The sequence below is a fragment of the Kribbella sp. NPDC050470 genome, assembly GCF_044458365.1.
In the GTDB taxonomy this organism is placed as follows: Bacteria; Actinomycetota; Actinomycetes; order Propionibacteriales; family Kribbellaceae; genus Kribbella.
The window spans coordinates 236456-253239 of record NZ_JBITHV010000009.1 but is presented as its reverse complement, the minus strand read 5'-3'; the positions used below and the strand labels follow the sequence as shown (position 1 = coordinate 253239).

General features: G+C 69.2%; 18 protein-coding genes. 7 read left to right on the top strand and 11 right to left on the bottom strand.

What is annotated here, in order from left to right:
* Both ACIBGM_RS28015 and ACIBGM_RS28010 read right to left on the bottom strand, forming a co-directional pair.
* Entirely contained in the window at positions 1 to 774 is a 774-nt protein-coding gene (locus ACIBGM_RS28015; RefSeq protein WP_396387205.1) for an MlaE family ABC transporter permease, read from the bottom strand.
* Complete coding sequence (locus ACIBGM_RS28010; RefSeq protein ID WP_360527676.1) at positions 771 to 1718, bottom strand: ABC transporter ATP-binding protein; 948 nt, start codon at positions 1716 to 1718, stop codon at positions 771 to 773. The genes ACIBGM_RS28015 and ACIBGM_RS28010 overlap by 4 nt, the downstream gene beginning before the upstream one ends.
* 297 nt (positions 1719 to 2015) lie before the next feature.
* Here ACIBGM_RS28010 and ACIBGM_RS28005 point away from each other — a divergent pair, with 297 nt between their 5' ends.
* Positions 2016 to 3473, top strand: a complete 1458-nt coding sequence (locus ACIBGM_RS28005; protein ID WP_360527673.1) for an alkaline phosphatase PhoX — start codon at positions 2016 to 2018, stop codon at positions 3471 to 3473.
* A complete protein-coding gene (locus ACIBGM_RS28000; RefSeq protein WP_396387204.1) occupies positions 3452 to 3964 on the top strand; it encodes a phosphatase PAP2 family protein in 513 nt (170 codons plus the stop codon). Before ACIBGM_RS28005 ends, ACIBGM_RS28000 begins: the two co-directional genes overlap by 22 nt.
* A gap of 48 nt (positions 3965 to 4012) precedes the next feature.
* Here ACIBGM_RS28000 and rplL read toward each other — a convergent pair whose 3' ends face one another.
* From rplL to ACIBGM_RS27980, 4 genes are all read right to left on the bottom strand, one after another.
* Entirely contained in the window at positions 4013 to 4399 is a 387-nt protein-coding gene (gene rplL / locus ACIBGM_RS27995; RefSeq protein WP_360527667.1) for a 50S ribosomal protein L7/L12, read from the bottom strand.
* 66 nt (positions 4400 to 4465) lie between these two features.
* Positions 4466 to 5086, bottom strand: coding sequence for a 50S ribosomal protein L10 (gene rplJ, locus ACIBGM_RS27990; protein ID WP_360527664.1), 621 nt, complete (start codon positions 5084 to 5086; stop codon positions 4466 to 4468).
* Positions 5087 to 5310: 224 nt separating this feature from the next.
* Positions 5311 to 6483: an MFS transporter gene (locus ACIBGM_RS27985; protein ID WP_360527661.1), complete on the bottom strand. Its 1173-nt coding sequence runs from the start codon at positions 6481 to 6483 to the stop codon at positions 5311 to 5313.
* The gene (locus ACIBGM_RS27980; protein WP_396387203.1) at positions 6480 to 7304 is read right to left on the bottom strand and encodes an IclR family transcriptional regulator; all 825 of its coding nucleotides are present in this window, start codon (positions 7302 to 7304) and stop codon (positions 6480 to 6482) included. Before ACIBGM_RS27980 ends, ACIBGM_RS27985 begins: the two co-directional genes overlap by 4 nt.
* Positions 7305 to 7406: 102 nt before the next feature.
* Here ACIBGM_RS27980 and ACIBGM_RS27975 point away from each other — a divergent pair, with 102 nt between their 5' ends.
* Positions 7407 to 8243: a fumarylacetoacetate hydrolase family protein gene (locus ACIBGM_RS27975; protein ID WP_360527655.1), complete on the top strand. Its 837-nt coding sequence runs from the start codon at positions 7407 to 7409 to the stop codon at positions 8241 to 8243.
* On the opposite strand, the gene ACIBGM_RS27970 is transcribed toward ACIBGM_RS27975, so the two are convergent.
* The 4 genes from ACIBGM_RS27970 to ACIBGM_RS27955 all read right to left on the bottom strand — a co-directional run bounded on the left by ACIBGM_RS27970 (position 8215) and on the right by ACIBGM_RS27955 (position 10686).
* Complete coding sequence (locus ACIBGM_RS27970) at positions 8215 to 8424, bottom strand: hypothetical protein (RefSeq protein ID WP_360527652.1); 210 nt, start codon at positions 8422 to 8424, stop codon at positions 8215 to 8217. The two genes, ACIBGM_RS27975 and ACIBGM_RS27970, sit on opposite strands and share 29 nt — an antisense overlap.
* Positions 8425 to 8543: 119 nt before the next feature.
* Positions 8544 to 8957 carry a Rid family detoxifying hydrolase gene (locus ACIBGM_RS27965; RefSeq protein ID WP_360527649.1) on the bottom strand — a complete coding sequence of 138 codons (414 nt, stop codon included), beginning with the start codon at positions 8955 to 8957 and terminating at the stop codon, positions 8544 to 8546.
* A 5-nt stretch (positions 8958 to 8962) separates the two neighbouring features.
* Entirely contained in the window at positions 8963 to 9697 is a 735-nt protein-coding gene (locus tag ACIBGM_RS27960; RefSeq protein WP_396387202.1) for an IclR family transcriptional regulator, read from the bottom strand.
* Positions 9694 to 10686: a sugar kinase gene (locus tag ACIBGM_RS27955; protein ID WP_396387201.1), complete on the bottom strand. Its 993-nt coding sequence runs from the start codon at positions 10684 to 10686 to the stop codon at positions 9694 to 9696. Before ACIBGM_RS27955 ends, ACIBGM_RS27960 begins: the two co-directional genes overlap by 4 nt.
* Before the next feature lie 119 nt (positions 10687 to 10805).
* Here ACIBGM_RS27955 and ACIBGM_RS27950 point away from each other — a divergent pair, with 119 nt between their 5' ends.
* The 4 genes from ACIBGM_RS27950 to ACIBGM_RS27935 are packed head-to-tail and all read left to right on the top strand — an operon-like array spanning position 10806 to position 15520.
* Positions 10806 to 12110, top strand: a complete 1305-nt coding sequence (locus ACIBGM_RS27950; RefSeq protein ID WP_396387200.1) for an amino acid deaminase — start codon at positions 10806 to 10808, stop codon at positions 12108 to 12110.
* A gap of 1 nt (position 12111) precedes the next feature.
* Positions 12112 to 13704, top strand: a complete 1593-nt coding sequence (locus tag ACIBGM_RS27945) for an amidohydrolase family protein (protein ID WP_396387199.1) — start codon at positions 12112 to 12114, stop codon at positions 13702 to 13704.
* Positions 13701 to 14336: a bifunctional 4-hydroxy-2-oxoglutarate aldolase/2-dehydro-3-deoxy-phosphogluconate aldolase gene (locus ACIBGM_RS27940; RefSeq protein WP_360527634.1), complete on the top strand. Its 636-nt coding sequence runs from the start codon at positions 13701 to 13703 to the stop codon at positions 14334 to 14336. Before ACIBGM_RS27945 ends, ACIBGM_RS27940 begins: the two co-directional genes overlap by 4 nt.
* On the top strand, positions 14333 to 15520 hold the full coding sequence (locus tag ACIBGM_RS27935) for a mandelate racemase/muconate lactonizing enzyme family protein (RefSeq protein WP_396387198.1): 1188 nt from the start codon (positions 14333 to 14335) through the stop codon (positions 15518 to 15520). The genes ACIBGM_RS27940 and ACIBGM_RS27935 overlap by 4 nt, the downstream gene beginning before the upstream one ends.
* On the opposite strand, the gene ACIBGM_RS27930 is transcribed toward ACIBGM_RS27935, so the two are convergent.
* Entirely contained in the window at positions 15503 to 16618 is a 1116-nt protein-coding gene (locus ACIBGM_RS27930) for a hypothetical protein (RefSeq protein ID WP_396387197.1), read from the bottom strand. The two genes, ACIBGM_RS27935 and ACIBGM_RS27930, sit on opposite strands and share 18 nt — an antisense overlap.
* Between the last annotated feature and the right edge of the window lie 166 nt (positions 16619 to 16784).

Below are 16784 nucleotides of genomic sequence, written 5' to 3'. Positions count from 1 at the left end.
TCAGGCCCCCTTCGGCGGGACGAGCTGGAAGTAGATCGCCGTCATCGCGAAGTTCGCGACGAACAGCAGCATGAAGGTGATGACGACGGACTGGTTCACCGCGTCGCCGACACCCTTCGGCCCGCCGCCCGCGTTTATCCCCTTGTACGACGCCACAACCGCAGCGATGAACCCGAACACCAGGGCCTTCGCCTGCCCCTGCCACAGGTCGGGCAGATGGGCGAGCGCGGTGAAGGAGGCTATATAACTGCCTGGTGTCCCGTCCTGGAGCACGACGTTGAAGACGTAGCCGCCCATCACGCCGACGACGCTGACGAAACCGTTCAGGAAGAACGCGACCAGCATCGTCGCCAGCACCCGCGGCACCACCAGCCGCTGGATCGGGTCGATGCCGAGCACCATCATCGCGTCCAGCTCCTCGCGGATCTTCCGCGCACCGAGGTCGGCGCAGATCGCCGAGCCGCCGGCGCCGGCGATCAGCAGCGCGGTCGCGATCGGCGACGCCTCCCGGACCACGGCCAGTACGGCGGCCGACCCGGTGAAGGCCTGGGCGCCGAACTGCTTGATCAGACCGCCGACCTGCAACGCGATCACCGCGCCGAACGGGATCGCGACCAGCGCGGTCGGGATGATCGTCACGCTGGCCACGAACCAGGCCTGCTGAAGGAACTCGCGCAACTGGAACGGCCGCCGGACCGAGGCCCGGGCGGTGTCGAGAGCGAAGGAGAAGAGCGAGCCGGCGTGCTTCAGCGGGGCGGTCGCAGAAACAGTCACGTCGCTCCCACCACATCTGGGGCGAAGGATCCCGGCGGCGGGGAGACGCCGTTGTCGCGGCACCACTCACCGGCCGGGCGTTGCGTCGGCCGGATCAGGCCGCTGCTCGGCAACTGCTGCAGCGGGATCGGGGGCAGCGGCGGCAGCTCCTGGTCGGCCTCCCGGGCGAGCTCGTCGGCGTCCTTCTCCTCGGACATGCCGATCGGGCCGACCCGCTGCGCGTTCAGGAACTGGCGAACCACCGGCTCCTCGCTGGACAGCAGCATCTCGCGCGGGCCGAACATCGCCAGATGCCGGTGGTACAGCAGGCCGATGTTGTCCGGCACGGTTCGCGCGGTGTTGATGTCGTGGGTGACGATCAGACAGGTCGCCTGGGTCATCTCGTTCAGGTCGATGATCAGCTGGTTGAGGAACGCCGTACGCACCGGGTCCAGGCCGGAGTCGGGCTCGTCGAACAGCAGGATCTCGGGCTCCAGCACCAGCGCGCGGGCCAGGCCGGCCCGCTTGCGCATGCCGCCGGAGATCTCGCCGGGCAGCTTCCGCTCCGCGCCGACCAGGCCGACCATCTCCATCTTCTCCATCACGATGGAGCGGATCTCGGCCTCGGACTTCTTGGTGTGCTCGCGCAGCGGGAAGGCGACGTTGTCGTAGAGGTTCATCGAGCCGAACATCGCGCCGTCCTGGAACAGCACGCCGAACAGCTTGCGGATCTCGTACAGCTGCCGCTCGCTGCAGGTGGCGATGTCGGTGCCCTCGATGTGGACGTGGCCGCGGTCGGGCTTGAGCAGGCCGATCAGCGTCTTGAGGAATACGGACTTCCCGGTTCCGGAAGGGCCCAGCATCACGCAGATCTCACCGGCGGGCAGCGTCAGGGACACGTCGCCCCAGATCAGCTGGCTTCCGAAGGACTTGGTCAGACCTTCGACGCGGACTTCTACGCCCACCGGTCCTCCTCACGGGATGTCTGTCAGGCCCCGAACCGACGACGTTCTGCCAGGTCCAACGACGGGCAGTGGCCTAGGTTACGCACGAGTACGGTTTTGCGTAACCCCCGCATGTCAAGCGACGGTGACCAATGCGTCACGCTCCGGTCACACCGATCACGGTGTGTTGATCGGTGGACACCCTGTGCTGATCGCCACGCGGCCCGAGTGATCCTAGCGGTACCGCGAGATCTGTCCGGAATGCGGCCCGAAAGTTAGCGTCGATCCAGGGACATCGCCTGCCCGAGGAGGGGACGGATGAGTATCGAACGAAGGACATTCCTGAAGGGAAGCGCGGCGGTGGCCGGCGGCGTGCTCGCCGGCGGGCCGTTCCAGGGGTTCGTGGCACAGCAGGCGACGGCGGCGCCCGCCGTGCGGTCGCCCGCGCTGCAGGCGATCCCGGACCTGCGCGACGGCAAGGTCCGGCTGCACCTGCCGGAGGGGTTCGCCTACCGGTCCTTCCACGACACCGAATTCCCGGTGGTGCTGAACGACGGAACCAACCTGCCCGGCCGGCACGACGGCATGGGCGCGTTCAAGCGGCGCAACGGCAACATCGTGCTGGTCCGCAACCACGAGCTGAACAACCCGGGCGCGCCGTTCGGCCCGGGGACGCCGTACGACTCGATGGCGCAGGGCGGTACGACGACGATCGAGGTGACCCTGCACGGCCAGGTCGTCGAGGCGTTCACCAGCCTGAACGGCACGATGATGAACTGCAGCGGCGGGATCATGCCGTGGGGCAGCTGGGTCACCTGCGAGGAGACGGTCAACGGTCCCGACGTCGGACCGGACTTCACCGGGGTCTCCAATGTGCCGCTGACCAAGCCGCACGGGTTCGTCTTCGAGGTGCCGGCCCGCGGCCAGTCCGACCGGCAGCCGATCACGCATGCCGGCCGGTTCGCCCACGAGGCGGTGTCCTTCGATCCCAAGGACGGGTACCTCTACCTGACCGAGGACAACTTCGCGTTCCCATCGGGGTTCTTCCGGTACCGCCCGCCTCGGCACCCGATGAAGCACGGGCGGATCGAGGACGGCGGCCGGCTGCAGATGCTCGCCGTCAAGGGCCGCCCGAACCTGAACCTGGCCGCCGAGCAGCCGCAGCGGGCGACGTACGACGTGACCTGGGTCGACATCGACGACCCGGCGCCGAGCTTCCCGTACACCCCCGGACAGACCGCGCCGACGACGAACGACCAGGCCCTCGTGTACGTCGGCGACCAGGGTCGTGCGCAGGGAGCGGCGTACTTCTCCCGGCTGGAAGGACAGGTGTACGACAACAACGTCGTCTACTTCACCTCGACACAAGGCGGCGGCGCGGCGGAGACCGGGCCCGACTCGGTCGGTGGTTACGGCAACGGCTTCGGCCAGGTGTGGGCGTACCACACGCGGGCACGGAAGCTGCAGTTGATCTTCCAGTCGCCGAACCGGGCCACGCTGGACTTCCCGGACAACGTGACGACCAGCAAACGCGGGACTCTGGTGCTCTGCGAGGACAACACCGAGGACAACTACCTACGCGGCCTGTCCCGCGGTGGGCAGCTGTGGGACATCGCGCTGAACCGGCTGACCAGCAGCACCGGCGTGGACCGGTCCGGTGACGAGTTCGCCGGGTCGACGTTCAGCCCGGACGGGCACACGCTGTTCGTGAACATCCAGGCCAGCCGCGGGATGACCTTCGCCATCTGGGGACCGTGGCACCGCATCGGCGTCTGACACTCGAAGACGACATCCTCGTCTGGTTGCACGACGACGACGCACCGGCTGCCCAGGTGGTCAGCGACCTGACCGAGCTGGAGCCGCTCGCAGCCGTTGCGATCGTCGTGCTGGTGGTGCTGCTCGCGCTGCGCCGATGGCGTGATGCGACGTACCTCGTGGCCGCGGTCGGTGTGGTCTGGGCGGTGAATCCGCTGCTGAAGGAACTCGTCGGGCGGTCGCGGCCGGACCTTTGGCCGCTGCCGCCGGACGTGTCGGAGTACAGCTTTCCGAGCGGTCATGCGGCGAACACCGCTGCTCTCGTCGGCGCGTTGGCGCTCATCGTGCGCCGACTGCAGGTGGTCCTGCTGGGTGCGGCTCTGCTGCTGCTTGTGGCGTGGTCGCAGCTCGCACTCGGGCGGCACTACCCCACCGACATCCTCGTGGGGTGGCTGTGGGCGCTGGCTTGGGTCGGGCTGGCCCGGAACATGACGAAGGGCGGCCCTGGGTAGGACCGCCCTTCGGCGTGCTGCAGGTTGTGCGGTCTCGGACCGCACAGGTCACTTCAGGGTGACGGTGGCGCCGGCGCCCTCGAGGGCCTCCTTGGCCTTCTCCGCGGCAGCCTTGTCGACCTTCTCCAGGACGGCCTTCGGGGCCGACTCGACGAGGTCCTTGGCCTCCTTCAGGCCGAGGCTCGTGAGACCGCGCACCTCCTTGATGACCTGGATCTTCTTGTCGCCGGCGCTCTCGAGAACGACGTCGAACTCGTCCTGCTCCGCGGCCTCCTCGGCAGCGGCAGCCGGCGCGCCCGGGGCGGCGGCAACGGCGACCGGGGCGGCGGCGGTGACGCCGAACTCCTCCTCGAACGCCTTAACGAACTCCGACAGCTCCAGCAGGGTCAGTTCCTTGAACTGGCCGAGGAGCTCTTCGGTGCTGAGCTTCGCCATGGTGGCGGTCCTTCCTAACTGTGGTACTTCGTGATCACTGATGGGGTACTACGGGCGAGATTCGCTTCAGCTGTCAGCCGAAGCGGTCTCCTCGGTGCTCGCCTCGGCAGGTGCCTCGACCGTGTCCTGCACGGGTGCCTCGTCCGCCACTGCGTCCTGCACAGGGGCGGCGTCGGCCGGCAGCTTCTCCTGCAGCGCCGCGAACAGGCGCGCGGCCTGCGACAGCGGAGCAGCGAACAGCGACACCGCCTGCTGCGGAGCCGCCTTCATCGCACCTGCGAGCTTCGCGAGGAGAACCTCACGCGACTCCAGGTCAGCGAGCTTGCTGATCTCGTCAGAGCCGAGTGCCTTGCCTTCCAGCACTCCACCCTTGATGACGAGATGGGGATTCGCCTTGGCGAAGTCACGCAGGCCCTTGGCCGCGACCACCGGGTCGCCCTTGATGAAGGCGATGGCCGAGGGACCCTGCAGCAGCGAGTCGAACGACTCGAAACCGGCGTCCTTGGCCGCGATCTTGGTCAGCGTGTTCTTCACCACGGCGTAGTTCACATCGTCACCGAGCGCAGTCCGCAGTTGCTTGAGCTGCGCCACGGTGAGTCCGCGGTACTCGGTCAGCACGGCGCCGTTCGAGCTGCGGAACTCGTCCGTCAGCTCGGCGACTGCGGCTGCCTTGTCCGGCCTCGCCATGGGGTCTCCTTCTCTTGGCTTCCACGCCGCGGACCCCTGGACAAAAGAAAAACGCCCTTGCGCAGGCGCAAAGGGCGTGAAAGGAACAACTCACACTGTCTAAGCTCACCTGCGCGGGCCGCCCACTCGAGAGTGGGACCTTCAGTCACCCTCACACTTTCACACAAGGGCGACAACCAGCGGTCTTCGGCAGTAGACAGTGTGCCTGGTGTACGCATCCTTAATCAAATCGGCCGGGGATGGGGCGGGATCCAGCGGTGCATCGCGGTCGCCGCTGCCCAGCCGGTAGCCGCCATGATCACGATCGCCGGCGCCAGGCCGAGCATCGCCGTGGCACCCGCCAGCAGCAGTGGACCAGCGCCGTTCCCGGTGTCCGCGAACAACCTGAACGCCCCCAGGAACTGAGCCCGCCCGACCGCCGGCGACGCATCAGCCCCCAGCGTCATGATCACGCCGGCACCCAACCCGTTGCCGATCCCCATTAGCAGCGCGACCGCGGTCAGCGTCACCATGGTGTGGGTCAGCGGCAGCAGCAGGTGCGCCAGACCGAGGACGAACATCGACGGTACGGCGACCCACTTGCGACCGAGGCGGTCCATCACCGACCCGGCCGGGTAGAACAGCAGCATGTCGACGGCGCCGGACAGCCCGAAGATGATGCTGGTGGTCTCCGGATCGAGTCCGATGTGCAGCGCCCACAGCGGGATTACCACCTGACGCGACGCCCGGACCGCACCGACCAGCAGCGCCCCGACCCCCAGGGTCCGCAACACCGGCAGGTGCTCCCGGATCACGGTCCACGTCGACTGCGCGACCACGGGACGGCTGCCGCGCGTCCGCCGTACCGACTCGATGTCGGGCAGGCTGAGCAGGACGCCGCAGGCCAGGACAGCGGCGACCAGGTGGACCCAGTAGGCGCCGTCGGTGCCGAGGAACCGCATCGCGAACGCGCCGAGGAACGGGCCGATGAAGGAGCCGATGCGCTGTACACCCCCGAGTGTGGACAGTGCACGAGCCCGCATCTCGATCGGCACGGCCTCGCTCAGGTAGGCCTGCCGGGCCAGTCCCCAGACCGCGCCGGCGACGCCGGTAGCGCCGATCGCGATCGCGAGCCCCCAGACCGTCGGTACCAGGAGGCAGGCGACCAGGGCCAGCGCGACCAGGCCGGTCGCGAGCAGCATCGCGTGGCGTTCACCGATTTTGCTGGTGAGCGCGCCGGCCGGGATGTCGCCGATGACCTGGCCGAGGCCCGCGGCCGCGACGACCAGCCCGGCGACCGCGACCGAGGCCCCGAGATGAGTGGCGGACACGGCCACGACCGGTGCGATCGCGCCCTGGCCGATGCCGTAGAGCAGCGCCGGGAGGTAGACCGACGGCGCGATTCGCCAGAGATTCATGAAGCCGGCCCGGACGCCAGCGCCGTACGGCGGTCGCGCTCGGCCTCGGTCGCCCCGAGCAACTCGGACACCGTCCACGCCGCCGGGACGATCAGCTCGCCGAGCTCTTCCAACCGCTCCGCCGGCAGCCGCAACTCGGGACCGGAGATCGACAGGCACCCCATGGCCTGACCGGAGTAGTCGAAGACCGGGGCCGAGACGGACCTGATCCCCGGTGTGCGTTCCGACATCGACTTGGCGAAGCCTCTCGTCCGGATCTCGGCCAGTTGCGCAGCCAGTACGGCGGGGTCTGTGATCGTCTGCGGAAGCACCTGCTCGAGTGGCGCGGCCAGCACCTCGGCCTGCCGTTGCCACGGCGAGAACGCGAGCAGCACCTTCCCCGGCGCCCCCAGCGGCAGCGGCACCGGGATGCCGAACTCCGTGTAGGTACGGCGCAACTGGTGCCGGCTCTCGACCTGGTCGAGGACGACCCGTTGCCCACTCGGAAGCAGCTCGTGCACGGCCGCGGTCTCCTCGGTGGCGTCCCGAAGCTCACGCAGGACCGGCATCGCGGCGTCACGCAGGCCGGCCGGGATGCCGCCGCTGTGCGCCAGTTGCACGACGAGCGGGCCGATCGCGTACCGGCGATGCGCGGTCTGCCGGATGAGGCCGTTCTCCTGCATCGCGAGCAGCAACCGGTGCACCGTGCTGGTGGACAGGCCGGTGGCCCGAGCCAGGTCGCTGATGCCGAGGTCGGGCGTGCGGGCGTCGAAGCAGCGCAGGATCGCCACCGCCCGGTCGATCGACTGCACCGACCCTCGGCGGAGCTCTTGTTCCTGCATAGCGGCAGAGTATCCCACAATGCGGGAAATGGACGCGGGTTTCCGGTCCGTGGACACCCAGGCCCCTAGGCTGCAAGGCGTCGCCGATCACTTGGGAGCCGCATGTCCGTCCAGCTGGGGTCCGTGAGGGTTGCTGAAGGCGATGAGGCCGCCGCGGTGGTCTCGGAGCGCGGGGTGGCGCTGGCCGCCGACCTGGGGTTCGACGGCGACGTGCTGTCGATCCTGTCGCGGACGTCGCTGAGCGACCTGGCCGCCGCGGCCGGTGATTTCCGCGACCCGGCCGGCTTCGAGTTCGTCGCGCCGTACCGGCATCCGCGCAAGCTCTGGGGCATCGGGCTGAACTACCTCGAGCACGCCGGCGACCTGTCGGAGAACGTGCCGACCGAACCGGCCTCGTTCATGAAGGGCGATCACACGATCATCGGGCCGGGTGACCCGATCCCGGTGCCCTCGCAGAGCACTCGGACCACGGCCGAGGCCGAGCTCGGGCTGGTGATCGGCCGCGAGTGCTACCAGGTCGAGGAGGATGAGGCGCTCGACTACGTGTACGGCGTCATCCCCGTGCTGGACCAGACCGCCGAGGACATCCTGGAGCGCAACCCACGGTTCCTGACCCGGTCGAAGAACTTCCCGGGGTTCTTCTCCTTCGGGCCGGCGATCGCCGGGCTGGACGCCGTACTCGCGCACTGGGGTTCGCTGGACGCGGTCGAGGTGTCGACGGTGATCAACGGCTCGGTGCACCGGAGCAACACGGTGTCCAACATGGCCTTCAGCCCGGCGTTCCTGGTCAGCTTCCACAGCAAGGTGATGCCGCTCTTCCCCGGCGACATCATCTCCACCGGTACGCCGGGAGCCGTCCACATCACCCCGGGTGACGTGGCCGAGTGCCGCATCCCCGGCGTCGGCACGCTCACCAACCCCGTGATCGCCGGCCGATGACCATCACCGAGTCCTGGCGCTCCATCGACGCCTGGCTGGCACGGCACGCTCCGGCGACGTACGCCGTACTCGCGCCGCCGGCGAGCTCGCCCTCGCACCGCACGACGGCCCGGTCGACTTCATCGACGCCTTCGCCGACCTGACCGGCTACCTGGAAGCCGTGGTCCACTCCCTCGGCCACGGCACCGGAATCAACAACTGGTACCCGTACCTCACCACCCGCCAAGAACTCTGGTGGGACCAGGGCCCGGACAAACGGTCCGTCAACGACGAACCCCTCGTCCGGGCCCCCAAGCTCGGTTAGCCCAGGACGGCGAGGGCGTCGATCTCCACCAGCATGGTTTCGAGGGGGAGGCCGGTGAAGACGGTGGTGCGGGAGGGGAGGACGCCGCTCGGGGTCCGGGCGGACAGGAACTCGGCGTAGGCCTCGTTCATCGCGGCGAAGTCGTCGCGGGTGGTGAGGTAGACACGCATCATCACCACGTCGTCGAAGCTGCCGCCACCGGCGGTCAGGATCGCCTCGACGTTCTGCAGCACCCGGGTGGTCTGGCTCTTCACGTCACCTTGGTGGACGAACTCGCCGGTGGCCGGGTCGACCGATCCCTGGCCGGACACCTGCAGGATGTTGCCCTTGCGCACGCCCTGCGAGTACACCGGCAGCGGCGCCGGCGCGTCGGTGGTGGAGACGGCGGTCTTGTCGGACATCAGCGTCATACCTCTCAGTTGTAGTCAGCACTGATCGCTCGCGTGGTGGCGAGCAGGTCTGGCAGCAACTCCAGCACCTGCTCGTAGTTCAGCAGCACGTCGGGTACCGAGACGGACACCGCCCCGACGATCCGGCCGTCGCGATCGGCGACCGGCGCCCCGATGCAGTTGATGAAGGACTCGTGCTCGGCCCGGTCCTGTGCCCAGCCCTGTGCCCGCACCTCGTCCAGCTCGTCCCGCAGTACGTCGGGATCGGTGATCGTCTGCGGGGTGAAGGCGTGGTAGTCGATCGCCGCCAGCAACGCCTCCCGCTGCCGCTTGGGCTGCGCCGCCAGCAACACCTTCCCGACCGCGGTGCAGTGCAGCGCAGCGGGTACGCCGACCTGCGAGTACATCCGCACCGACCGCACACTGTCCAGCTTGTCGACGTAGATGACTTCGCCGTTCTCCCAGGCCGCGAGGTGCACGGTCTGGCCGGTCCTCTGGTTCAGCTGCCGCAGATGCGGTGCGGCGACCGCGCGTACGACGTGCTGTTCGCGAGCCGCATCCGCCAGCGAGAACAACCGCGACCCCAATCGGTAGCGGTGCGACTCGTCACGCCGCACGAACCTGTCTGCTTCCATGGTGCGCAGCAGCCGCAGCACGGTCGTCTTGTGTACGTCGAGCTCAGTCGCCAGCTGGTCCAGCGACCGCTCGCCCTCCCCCAGGCTGGACAGGATCTGCAACGCCCTGGCGAGGCTCTGACTCATGGCAGCGTCACACCCGACGGACCGACCTTGACCACCGCCCACTCCTCGTCGGAGCAGTCCAGCAGCTTCTGACGTACGGCGGGATCCAACGGCGCAGCGTGGTCCTCCGGCACGGCCAGCACCGCCGCCGCGCCCAGATGCCCCTGCCGCAGCCGCTGCTCCACCGGCAACCCCTGCAACGTCCCCGCGAGGAACCCGGCCGCAAACGCGTCCCCGGCGCCGACCGGCTCGACCACCTCGACCTGCAGCGCAGGAACCTCGGTACGGCGACCGTCCGGCTCCAGCACGAGCGCAGTGTGCGCATCGTTCTTCATCACCAACGTGCACCGCGGCCCGAGCAGCTCACGCAGCTCATCCGGATCACTGGTCCCCGCGAAGACCTCAGCCTCGTCCGCACCGATCAGTACGACGTCAGCCGCCCGCAGCACTCGCCACAGCGGCTCCGGGTCCTTGTCGCGCCACAAGGCCGGCCGCCAGTTCAGGTCGACACTCAAGATGTAGTCCCGCTCGTCGCCGGCCAAGCGCTCCAGCATCTCGGCGCAGGTGCTGGAGATGGCCGCGGTGATGCCGGTCGTGTGCACCAAGTCGGCAGCGGTCAGCCGTTCGCGCACCGCGGGCCGGTCCAGGAACGCCGGATCCATCGCAGACGCCGCCGAGCCGGAGCGGTAGTAATGCATCCGGGAGCGACCGTCCGTCGTGTGCTTCACGTACAGCCCGGTCGGCCGGTCCGGGTCAGCCTCGACCCCACCGATGTCGACCCCGCGCTCCTGTAGGTCGCGCAGTACGTGCCGACCGAACCCGTCGTCGCCCAGCCGCGAGACCCAGCTCGTCGAGACTCCCAGCGCAGCCAGTCCGCCGGCCACGTTGCACTCCGCGCCACCCACCGACCGCCGGAACGACTCGACGTCCTCCAGCGGCCCGCCGGTGTCCCCGGCGAGCATGATCATCGCCTCACCGAGACACACTGCACGTGAGACGACATCCGCCATCGGCGTTCTCCCGGAATGCTTGTCTTTGACTGGAGTTCGGGCGTGATGCTACAACCGTGAAGTCAGAATGCGCAATCACCGTTGCGTATTCTGCAATCTCAACCACCGCAGGGGATCAGATGCCAGCTTCGTACGACGCCTCAGCCCTCGCCGCACTTGCCGACCAGCAGGTGAGTTGGCAGGACAAGGCACTACCGCCCGCCTTCTGGGGCCGGACCGTCGCCGAGGTGCTCGCCGGCAAGCCACGGCTCTCCCAGCTGCCCACTCCGCTGATGACCCTGTCCGCGCCCGGCCTGCGACACAACGTGGACACCCTGGCTCGCTGGTGCGCGCACCACGGCGTAGAGCTGGCGCCGCACGGGAAGACGACGATGGCGCCCGCCCTCTGGGCGATGCAGCTCGAGGCCGGCTCCTGGGCGATCACCCTCGCGAACGGCTTCCAGCTCGGCGTCGCCCGCGCGTACGGCGTGAGCCGGGTGCTCATCGCCAACGCGATCATCTCCCCGCTGCAGCTGCGCTGGATCGCCGACGAGCTCGCCGCCGATCCGACGTTCGAGGTCCTGGTCTGGGCCGACTCGGTCCGGACGGTCGAGATCATGGAGGCGGCCCGGGCGGCGCACGTCGGACCGGACGCACGGCCGCTCGACGTCCTCGTGGAGGTCGGCGGACTCGACGGACGGACCGGGGCCCGCGACGCGGAGACCGCGGTCGCCGTCGGCGAGGCGATAGCGAATGCGTCGACCCTGCGGCTCGCCGGCGTCGCCGGTTACGAAGGTGCGATCGGCCACGGCGTCGAAGAGGCCGACCTCGAGACGGTGCGCGCGTACCTCCGCGAGCTGGCCGGGATCCACACCCGCCTCAAGGGTCTGTACGACGCCGACGTCGTACCCGTGGTGAGCGCCGGCGGCAGCCAGTACTTCGACGACGTCGCGACCGTGCTCGCCCCGCTCGGCGAGGACGGCGCGCGAGTGGTGCTCCGGTCGGGCGCCTACATCACCCACGACGACGGCATGTACCGCCGGATGTCACCGCTCGGCGAGGCACCGCGGACCGACGGGGACCGACTGGTTTCCGCGATGCACGGCTGGGTCCGGATCACCTCGCAACCCGAACCAGGACTGGCGATCTTCGACGCCGGCCGACGCGACCTGCCGTTCGACCAGGACCTGCCGGAGCCACAGCTGATCCGGCCGCGGGCCGAGGGCGAGCCGGTGCTGAAGGCGGCCGGGATGATCGTCGCCAAGCTGAACGACCAGCACGGCTACCTGCGGTTCGACGGCGATCCGGTGCTGATCGGCGACGAGCTCCGGGTCGGACTCTCGCATCCGTGTACGGCGTTCGACAAGTGGGGACTGATCCCGGTCGTAGACGACCCGGACGCCGCCGATCCCGTCGTGGTCGATCTGGTCAGGACCTTCTTCTGACATGGCCGACCTCCTGATCAAGGGCGCCACGGTCCTGGACGGATCCGGCGCTCCCGGCGTGCAGGCCGACGTGGCCGTCGACGCCGCCCGCATCGTGGCCATCGGCAACGATCTGCCGGCCGGCCGCCGGACGATCGACGCCGACGGGCTGGTGCTCTCGCCCGGGTTCATCGACATGCACGCGCACTCCGACTTGCAGATCCTGGCCAACCCGGTCCACACCGCAAAGGTCAGCCAGGGCGTCACGCTGGAGGTGCTCGGCCAGGACGGCCTGTCGTTCGCCCCGATCGACGACCCGACCCGGGCCGCGCTCCGGCGCCAGATCGCCGGCTGGAACGGCGAGCCGGACGACTTCGACTTCACCTGGTCCACAGTCGGTGGGTACCTGGACCGTCTCGACCAGGGGATCGCCTGCAACGCGTCGTACCTGGTCCCGCAGGGCACGCTGCGGATGATGGTCGTCGGCACCGAGAACCGTCCGGCCACCCGCGCCGAGCTCGACGAGATGAAGCGGCTGCTCGCCGAGGGACTGCAGCAGGGCGCTGTCGGGATGAGCAGCGGCCTGACCTACGCCCCCGGCATGTTCGCGACCACAGCCGAGCTCGTCGAGCTCTGCACAGTCCTCGCCGAGTACGGCGGCTACTACAGTCCGCACCAACGCTCGTACGGCGAAGGCGCACTGGACGCGTACGGGGAGATGGTCGAGGTGGCCCGGCAGTCCGGGTGCGCTCTGCACCTCACGCACGCGGTGATGAACTTCGAGCCGAACCGCGGCCGCGGCGCCGATCTGGTGGCGATGATCGACAAGGCGGTCGCGAACGGCGTCGACGTCACCACCGACACCTACCCGTACTTGCCTGGCGCAACAACCCTCGCGGCGATCCTGCCCAGCTGGACCGCCGAGGGCGGGCCGGACGCGCAGCTGTCCCGACTCCACGACACCGAGTCGCGCCGGCGGATCGCCCACGAGATGGAGCACCTCGGGTCGGACGGCTGCCACGGCTGCGTGACCGACTGGAACACCATCGAGATCGGCGGCGTGAAGAACCCGGCGCTCAACGACGCCGTGGGCAAGACCATCGCGGCCCTGGCCGCCTCGGGCAGCCGGCAGCCGGCTGAGGTGTTCTTCGACCTGCTGATCCGGGACAACCTGGCCACCTCGATCCTGCAACACGTCGGACACGAGGAGAACGTCCGTACGATCATGCGGCACTCGAGCCACACCGGCGGCTCGGACGCGATCCTGGTCGGCGCGAAACCGCATCCGCGCTCGTGGGGCACGTTCCCGCGCTATCTCGGCCGGTACGTGCGCGAGCTCGGCGTCCTGGACCTGGCCGACTGCATCCACCACCTGACCGGCCGCCCGGCCCGGCGGCTGCGGCTGACCGATCGCGGGCTGGTCCGGGAGGGGTGCTACGCGGACCTGGTGCTGTTCGACCCGGACACCGTGATCGACACCGCGACCTTCGACGATCCCCGGCAGCAGGCCGAGGGGATCCCGTACGTCTTCGTCAACGGTGTGCCCGTCATCGACGAGGGCCGCCGTACCGATGCACTCCCCGGCGGCGCTGTCCGCCTGAAAGGAAGCCGATGAAAACGCTGGAACTGCTCCGCGCCGACCGTGTGCTGACCGTCGTGCGGGCGCCGGAGATCAGCGACGCCCGTGACCTGTGCGCCGCGCTGGTTGCCGGCGGCATTCATGTCGTCGAGCTGACCTACACGACGCCCGACCTTCCCAAGCATCTCGAACGCGCCGCGGCGACCGCTTCGGAAACCGGTGCGGTGGTGGGCGCGGGCACCGTGCAGACCGGGGCGCACGCGAAGCAGGCGATCGACGCCGGCGCGCAGTTCCTGGTCACGCCGGGCCAGGGTCCCGAGGCGGCCGCGATCGCCGAGGCCGCGCGTGCGGCCGGGATCCCCGTCGTACTTGGCGCGTTCACGCCTTCCGAGGTGATGACTGCGCTCGCGCTCGGCTCCGACGCGGTGAAGATCTTCCCGGCTCACCAGCTCGGCCCGAAGTACTTCAAGGACCTCAACGGCCCGTTCCCCGGCGTGCCGCTGATCCCGTCCGGTGGCGTCAACGCCGGCAACGCCCGCGACTTCCTCGCCGCGGGAGCACTGGCCGTCAGCGCCGGTACGGACGTCGTCGCCCCGGCGGATGTGGTGGCGGGGAACTGGCAGGACATCACCGCCAAGGCCGAGGCGTTCTGCAAGGCGCTGCAGTGAAGGTGACAGCGGTCGAGACCATCCGGCCGCGAGTGCAGTCCAACCTGTGTTTCGTGCGGTTGCACACGGACTCCGGGCTGACCGGCCTCGGCGAGTCCTTCTTCGGCGCGGCCGCGGTGGAGGCGCACATCCACGAGACGGTCGCTCCGGTACTGCTCGATCTGGACGACCCGGCGCCGCAACAGGTCGCTGCAGTGCTGGCGCCGTACGTCGGTTATCAGGGCGGTGGGGCCGAGTTGCGCGGCAACGGCGCAGTCGACGTCGCGCTGTGGGACCTGATGGGTCGGGCCACCGGGTTGCCGTTGGCGCGGCTGCTCGGTGGGCCGGTGCGGGATCGCATCCGGACGTACAACACGTGCGCGGGCGGCCGGTACATCAGCACGTCGACGCGGCAGAACTCCTCGAACTGGGGCCTGCCTGCCGACGCCGGTGAGTACGAGGACCTGTACGCGTTCATGCACCACCCGGCCCGGCTTGCCCGCGAACTGTGGGACGAGGGCACCCGCGGGATGAAGATCTGGCCGTTCGACCAGGCCGCCGAGGAGAGCAACGGCACCGACATCTCACCGCGCGCGCTCGCCGCCGGGCTGGACATCGTCGAGGCGATCCGGGCCGAGGTCGGACTCGAGATGGACCTGATGATCGAGTTGCACGGCTTGTGGACCCGGACCGCGGCCGCCAAGCTCGCTCGGGCGCTGACGGAGTTCCGCCCGTTCTGGATCGAGGACCCGCTGCGCCCGGACGCCGCCGACGCACTCGGTGCGCTCCGCGCGGAGATCGACGTACCGATCGCGACCGGCGAGACCTGCATCGGGCGGCGCGGCTTCCTGCCGCTGTTCCAGCGCGGCGCGGTCGACGTCGCCACCCTCGACATCGGCTGGACCGGCGGCATCACCGAGGCGGTCAAGATCGCCTCGCTCGCGGACGCGTTCTCGGTCCCGATCGCACCGCACGACTGCACGGGCCCGGTCTCGCTCGCTGTCGCGACGCATGTGGTGTGCAGCCAGCCGAACGGGCTGATCCAGGAAACCGCTCGGTCTTTCATCCGCACCTGGTACGCCGAACTGGTCGAAGGGCTCCCGGAGTTGGTCCCGGGCGAGGTTGTTCTGCCTACCTCGCCCGGGCATGGTGTGCGCCTGCGTGACGACCTGGACGCGGTCTCCCGGCTAACCGATCAGCTCTAGAACCGGACCTTCGTGGAGTGCCCGGTAGACCTTGTCGCGCAGGGCATTCGCCTCCGCGTCGGTCAGAGTCCGGTCGACCGGCCTGAGGATCAGACGCACCAGCACGTTTCGCTGGCCGGGGTTCAGCTGGAGCCGATCGCGGGCGGGCTGCGGCAGATCGTCGTACGACGTCTCGCTGATCACGTCGACCGACTCCGCGGCGTCGGCGTCGGGGCCGAGGGCGTTGCGGACCTTGTCACCGATCGCCTCGGGTGACAGGTCGGCTGCCGCGTCCACGACGACGGACAGGTCACGGCGGACCGGTGGCATCGACGAGACCGACTTGTACGGCGACAGGTCGAGCATCTGGTCGGCCACGCGGGGATCGGTTGACCGGAGCAACCGAATGTCCCTGATGCCCTTGCGGAGCATCAAGAGCCGGTCCAGCCCCGGCCCCATGGCCAGACCGGTCCAGCTCTCGTCCAGACCGGCCTTCCTGAGCACGGGCGGCGCCGCGACACCGCACTCACCGATCTCGATCCACTGGTCGTCCAGCAGTACGTCGATCTGGCGGCCGTGGATCGTGTACGGGTGCACCGCGGGCACCGTCCGATACGTCTGGCCCGGCAGGACGGTGTCGACGAGCCGGGCGATCATGTCCTCCAGCTCGGGCTCGCCGAGGGTGACGTTCCGGCTGATCCGCCACAGGTCGAGCTGGTGCGGCGTACCGGTGTGCTGCCAGTCGACGGAGTCGCGGCGGTAGCAGATCCCCGCACAGATCATCAGCACGTCGGACGACGTACTCGTTGCCAGCTCCCGCAGCGCCGGCGGGATCATCGCGGACGTGTGACTGCGCAACACCTCGCCTTCGGAGGCGTAGCGGGTGTAGCGGGCTTCCCGGGTCACCGCGTCGGCGGCGTACCCGAGGTTGTCGTAGTTGTCGGCCAGCGGGACGACCGGATGGTCGCGTCTGGTCCAGATCTCGGTGTACGGCCAGGCCTGGCCGAGCGCCGTACGGATCGAGTCGGCGATCAGCTGGATCGCGTGCGGGCCCTGGGCCGGGTCGGTCAGGTCGCGCAGGGACAGGGCAGCGTGCAGTTCTTCGATGGTGATCGACATCGGAGTCTCTCCAAGGGTGACGGTCTCGACGGGGGTCCACCCCGGTCGGCCGCGGTCCTCAGGAGAGAGCGCAGCAGCGGCTCACCCCGTCGGCACCGTCGTGCCGGCCGGGGCGCAGAAATCGCCGCCCGTACTGCGTCATGCGACCAGGGTACCCGCTCGCGCC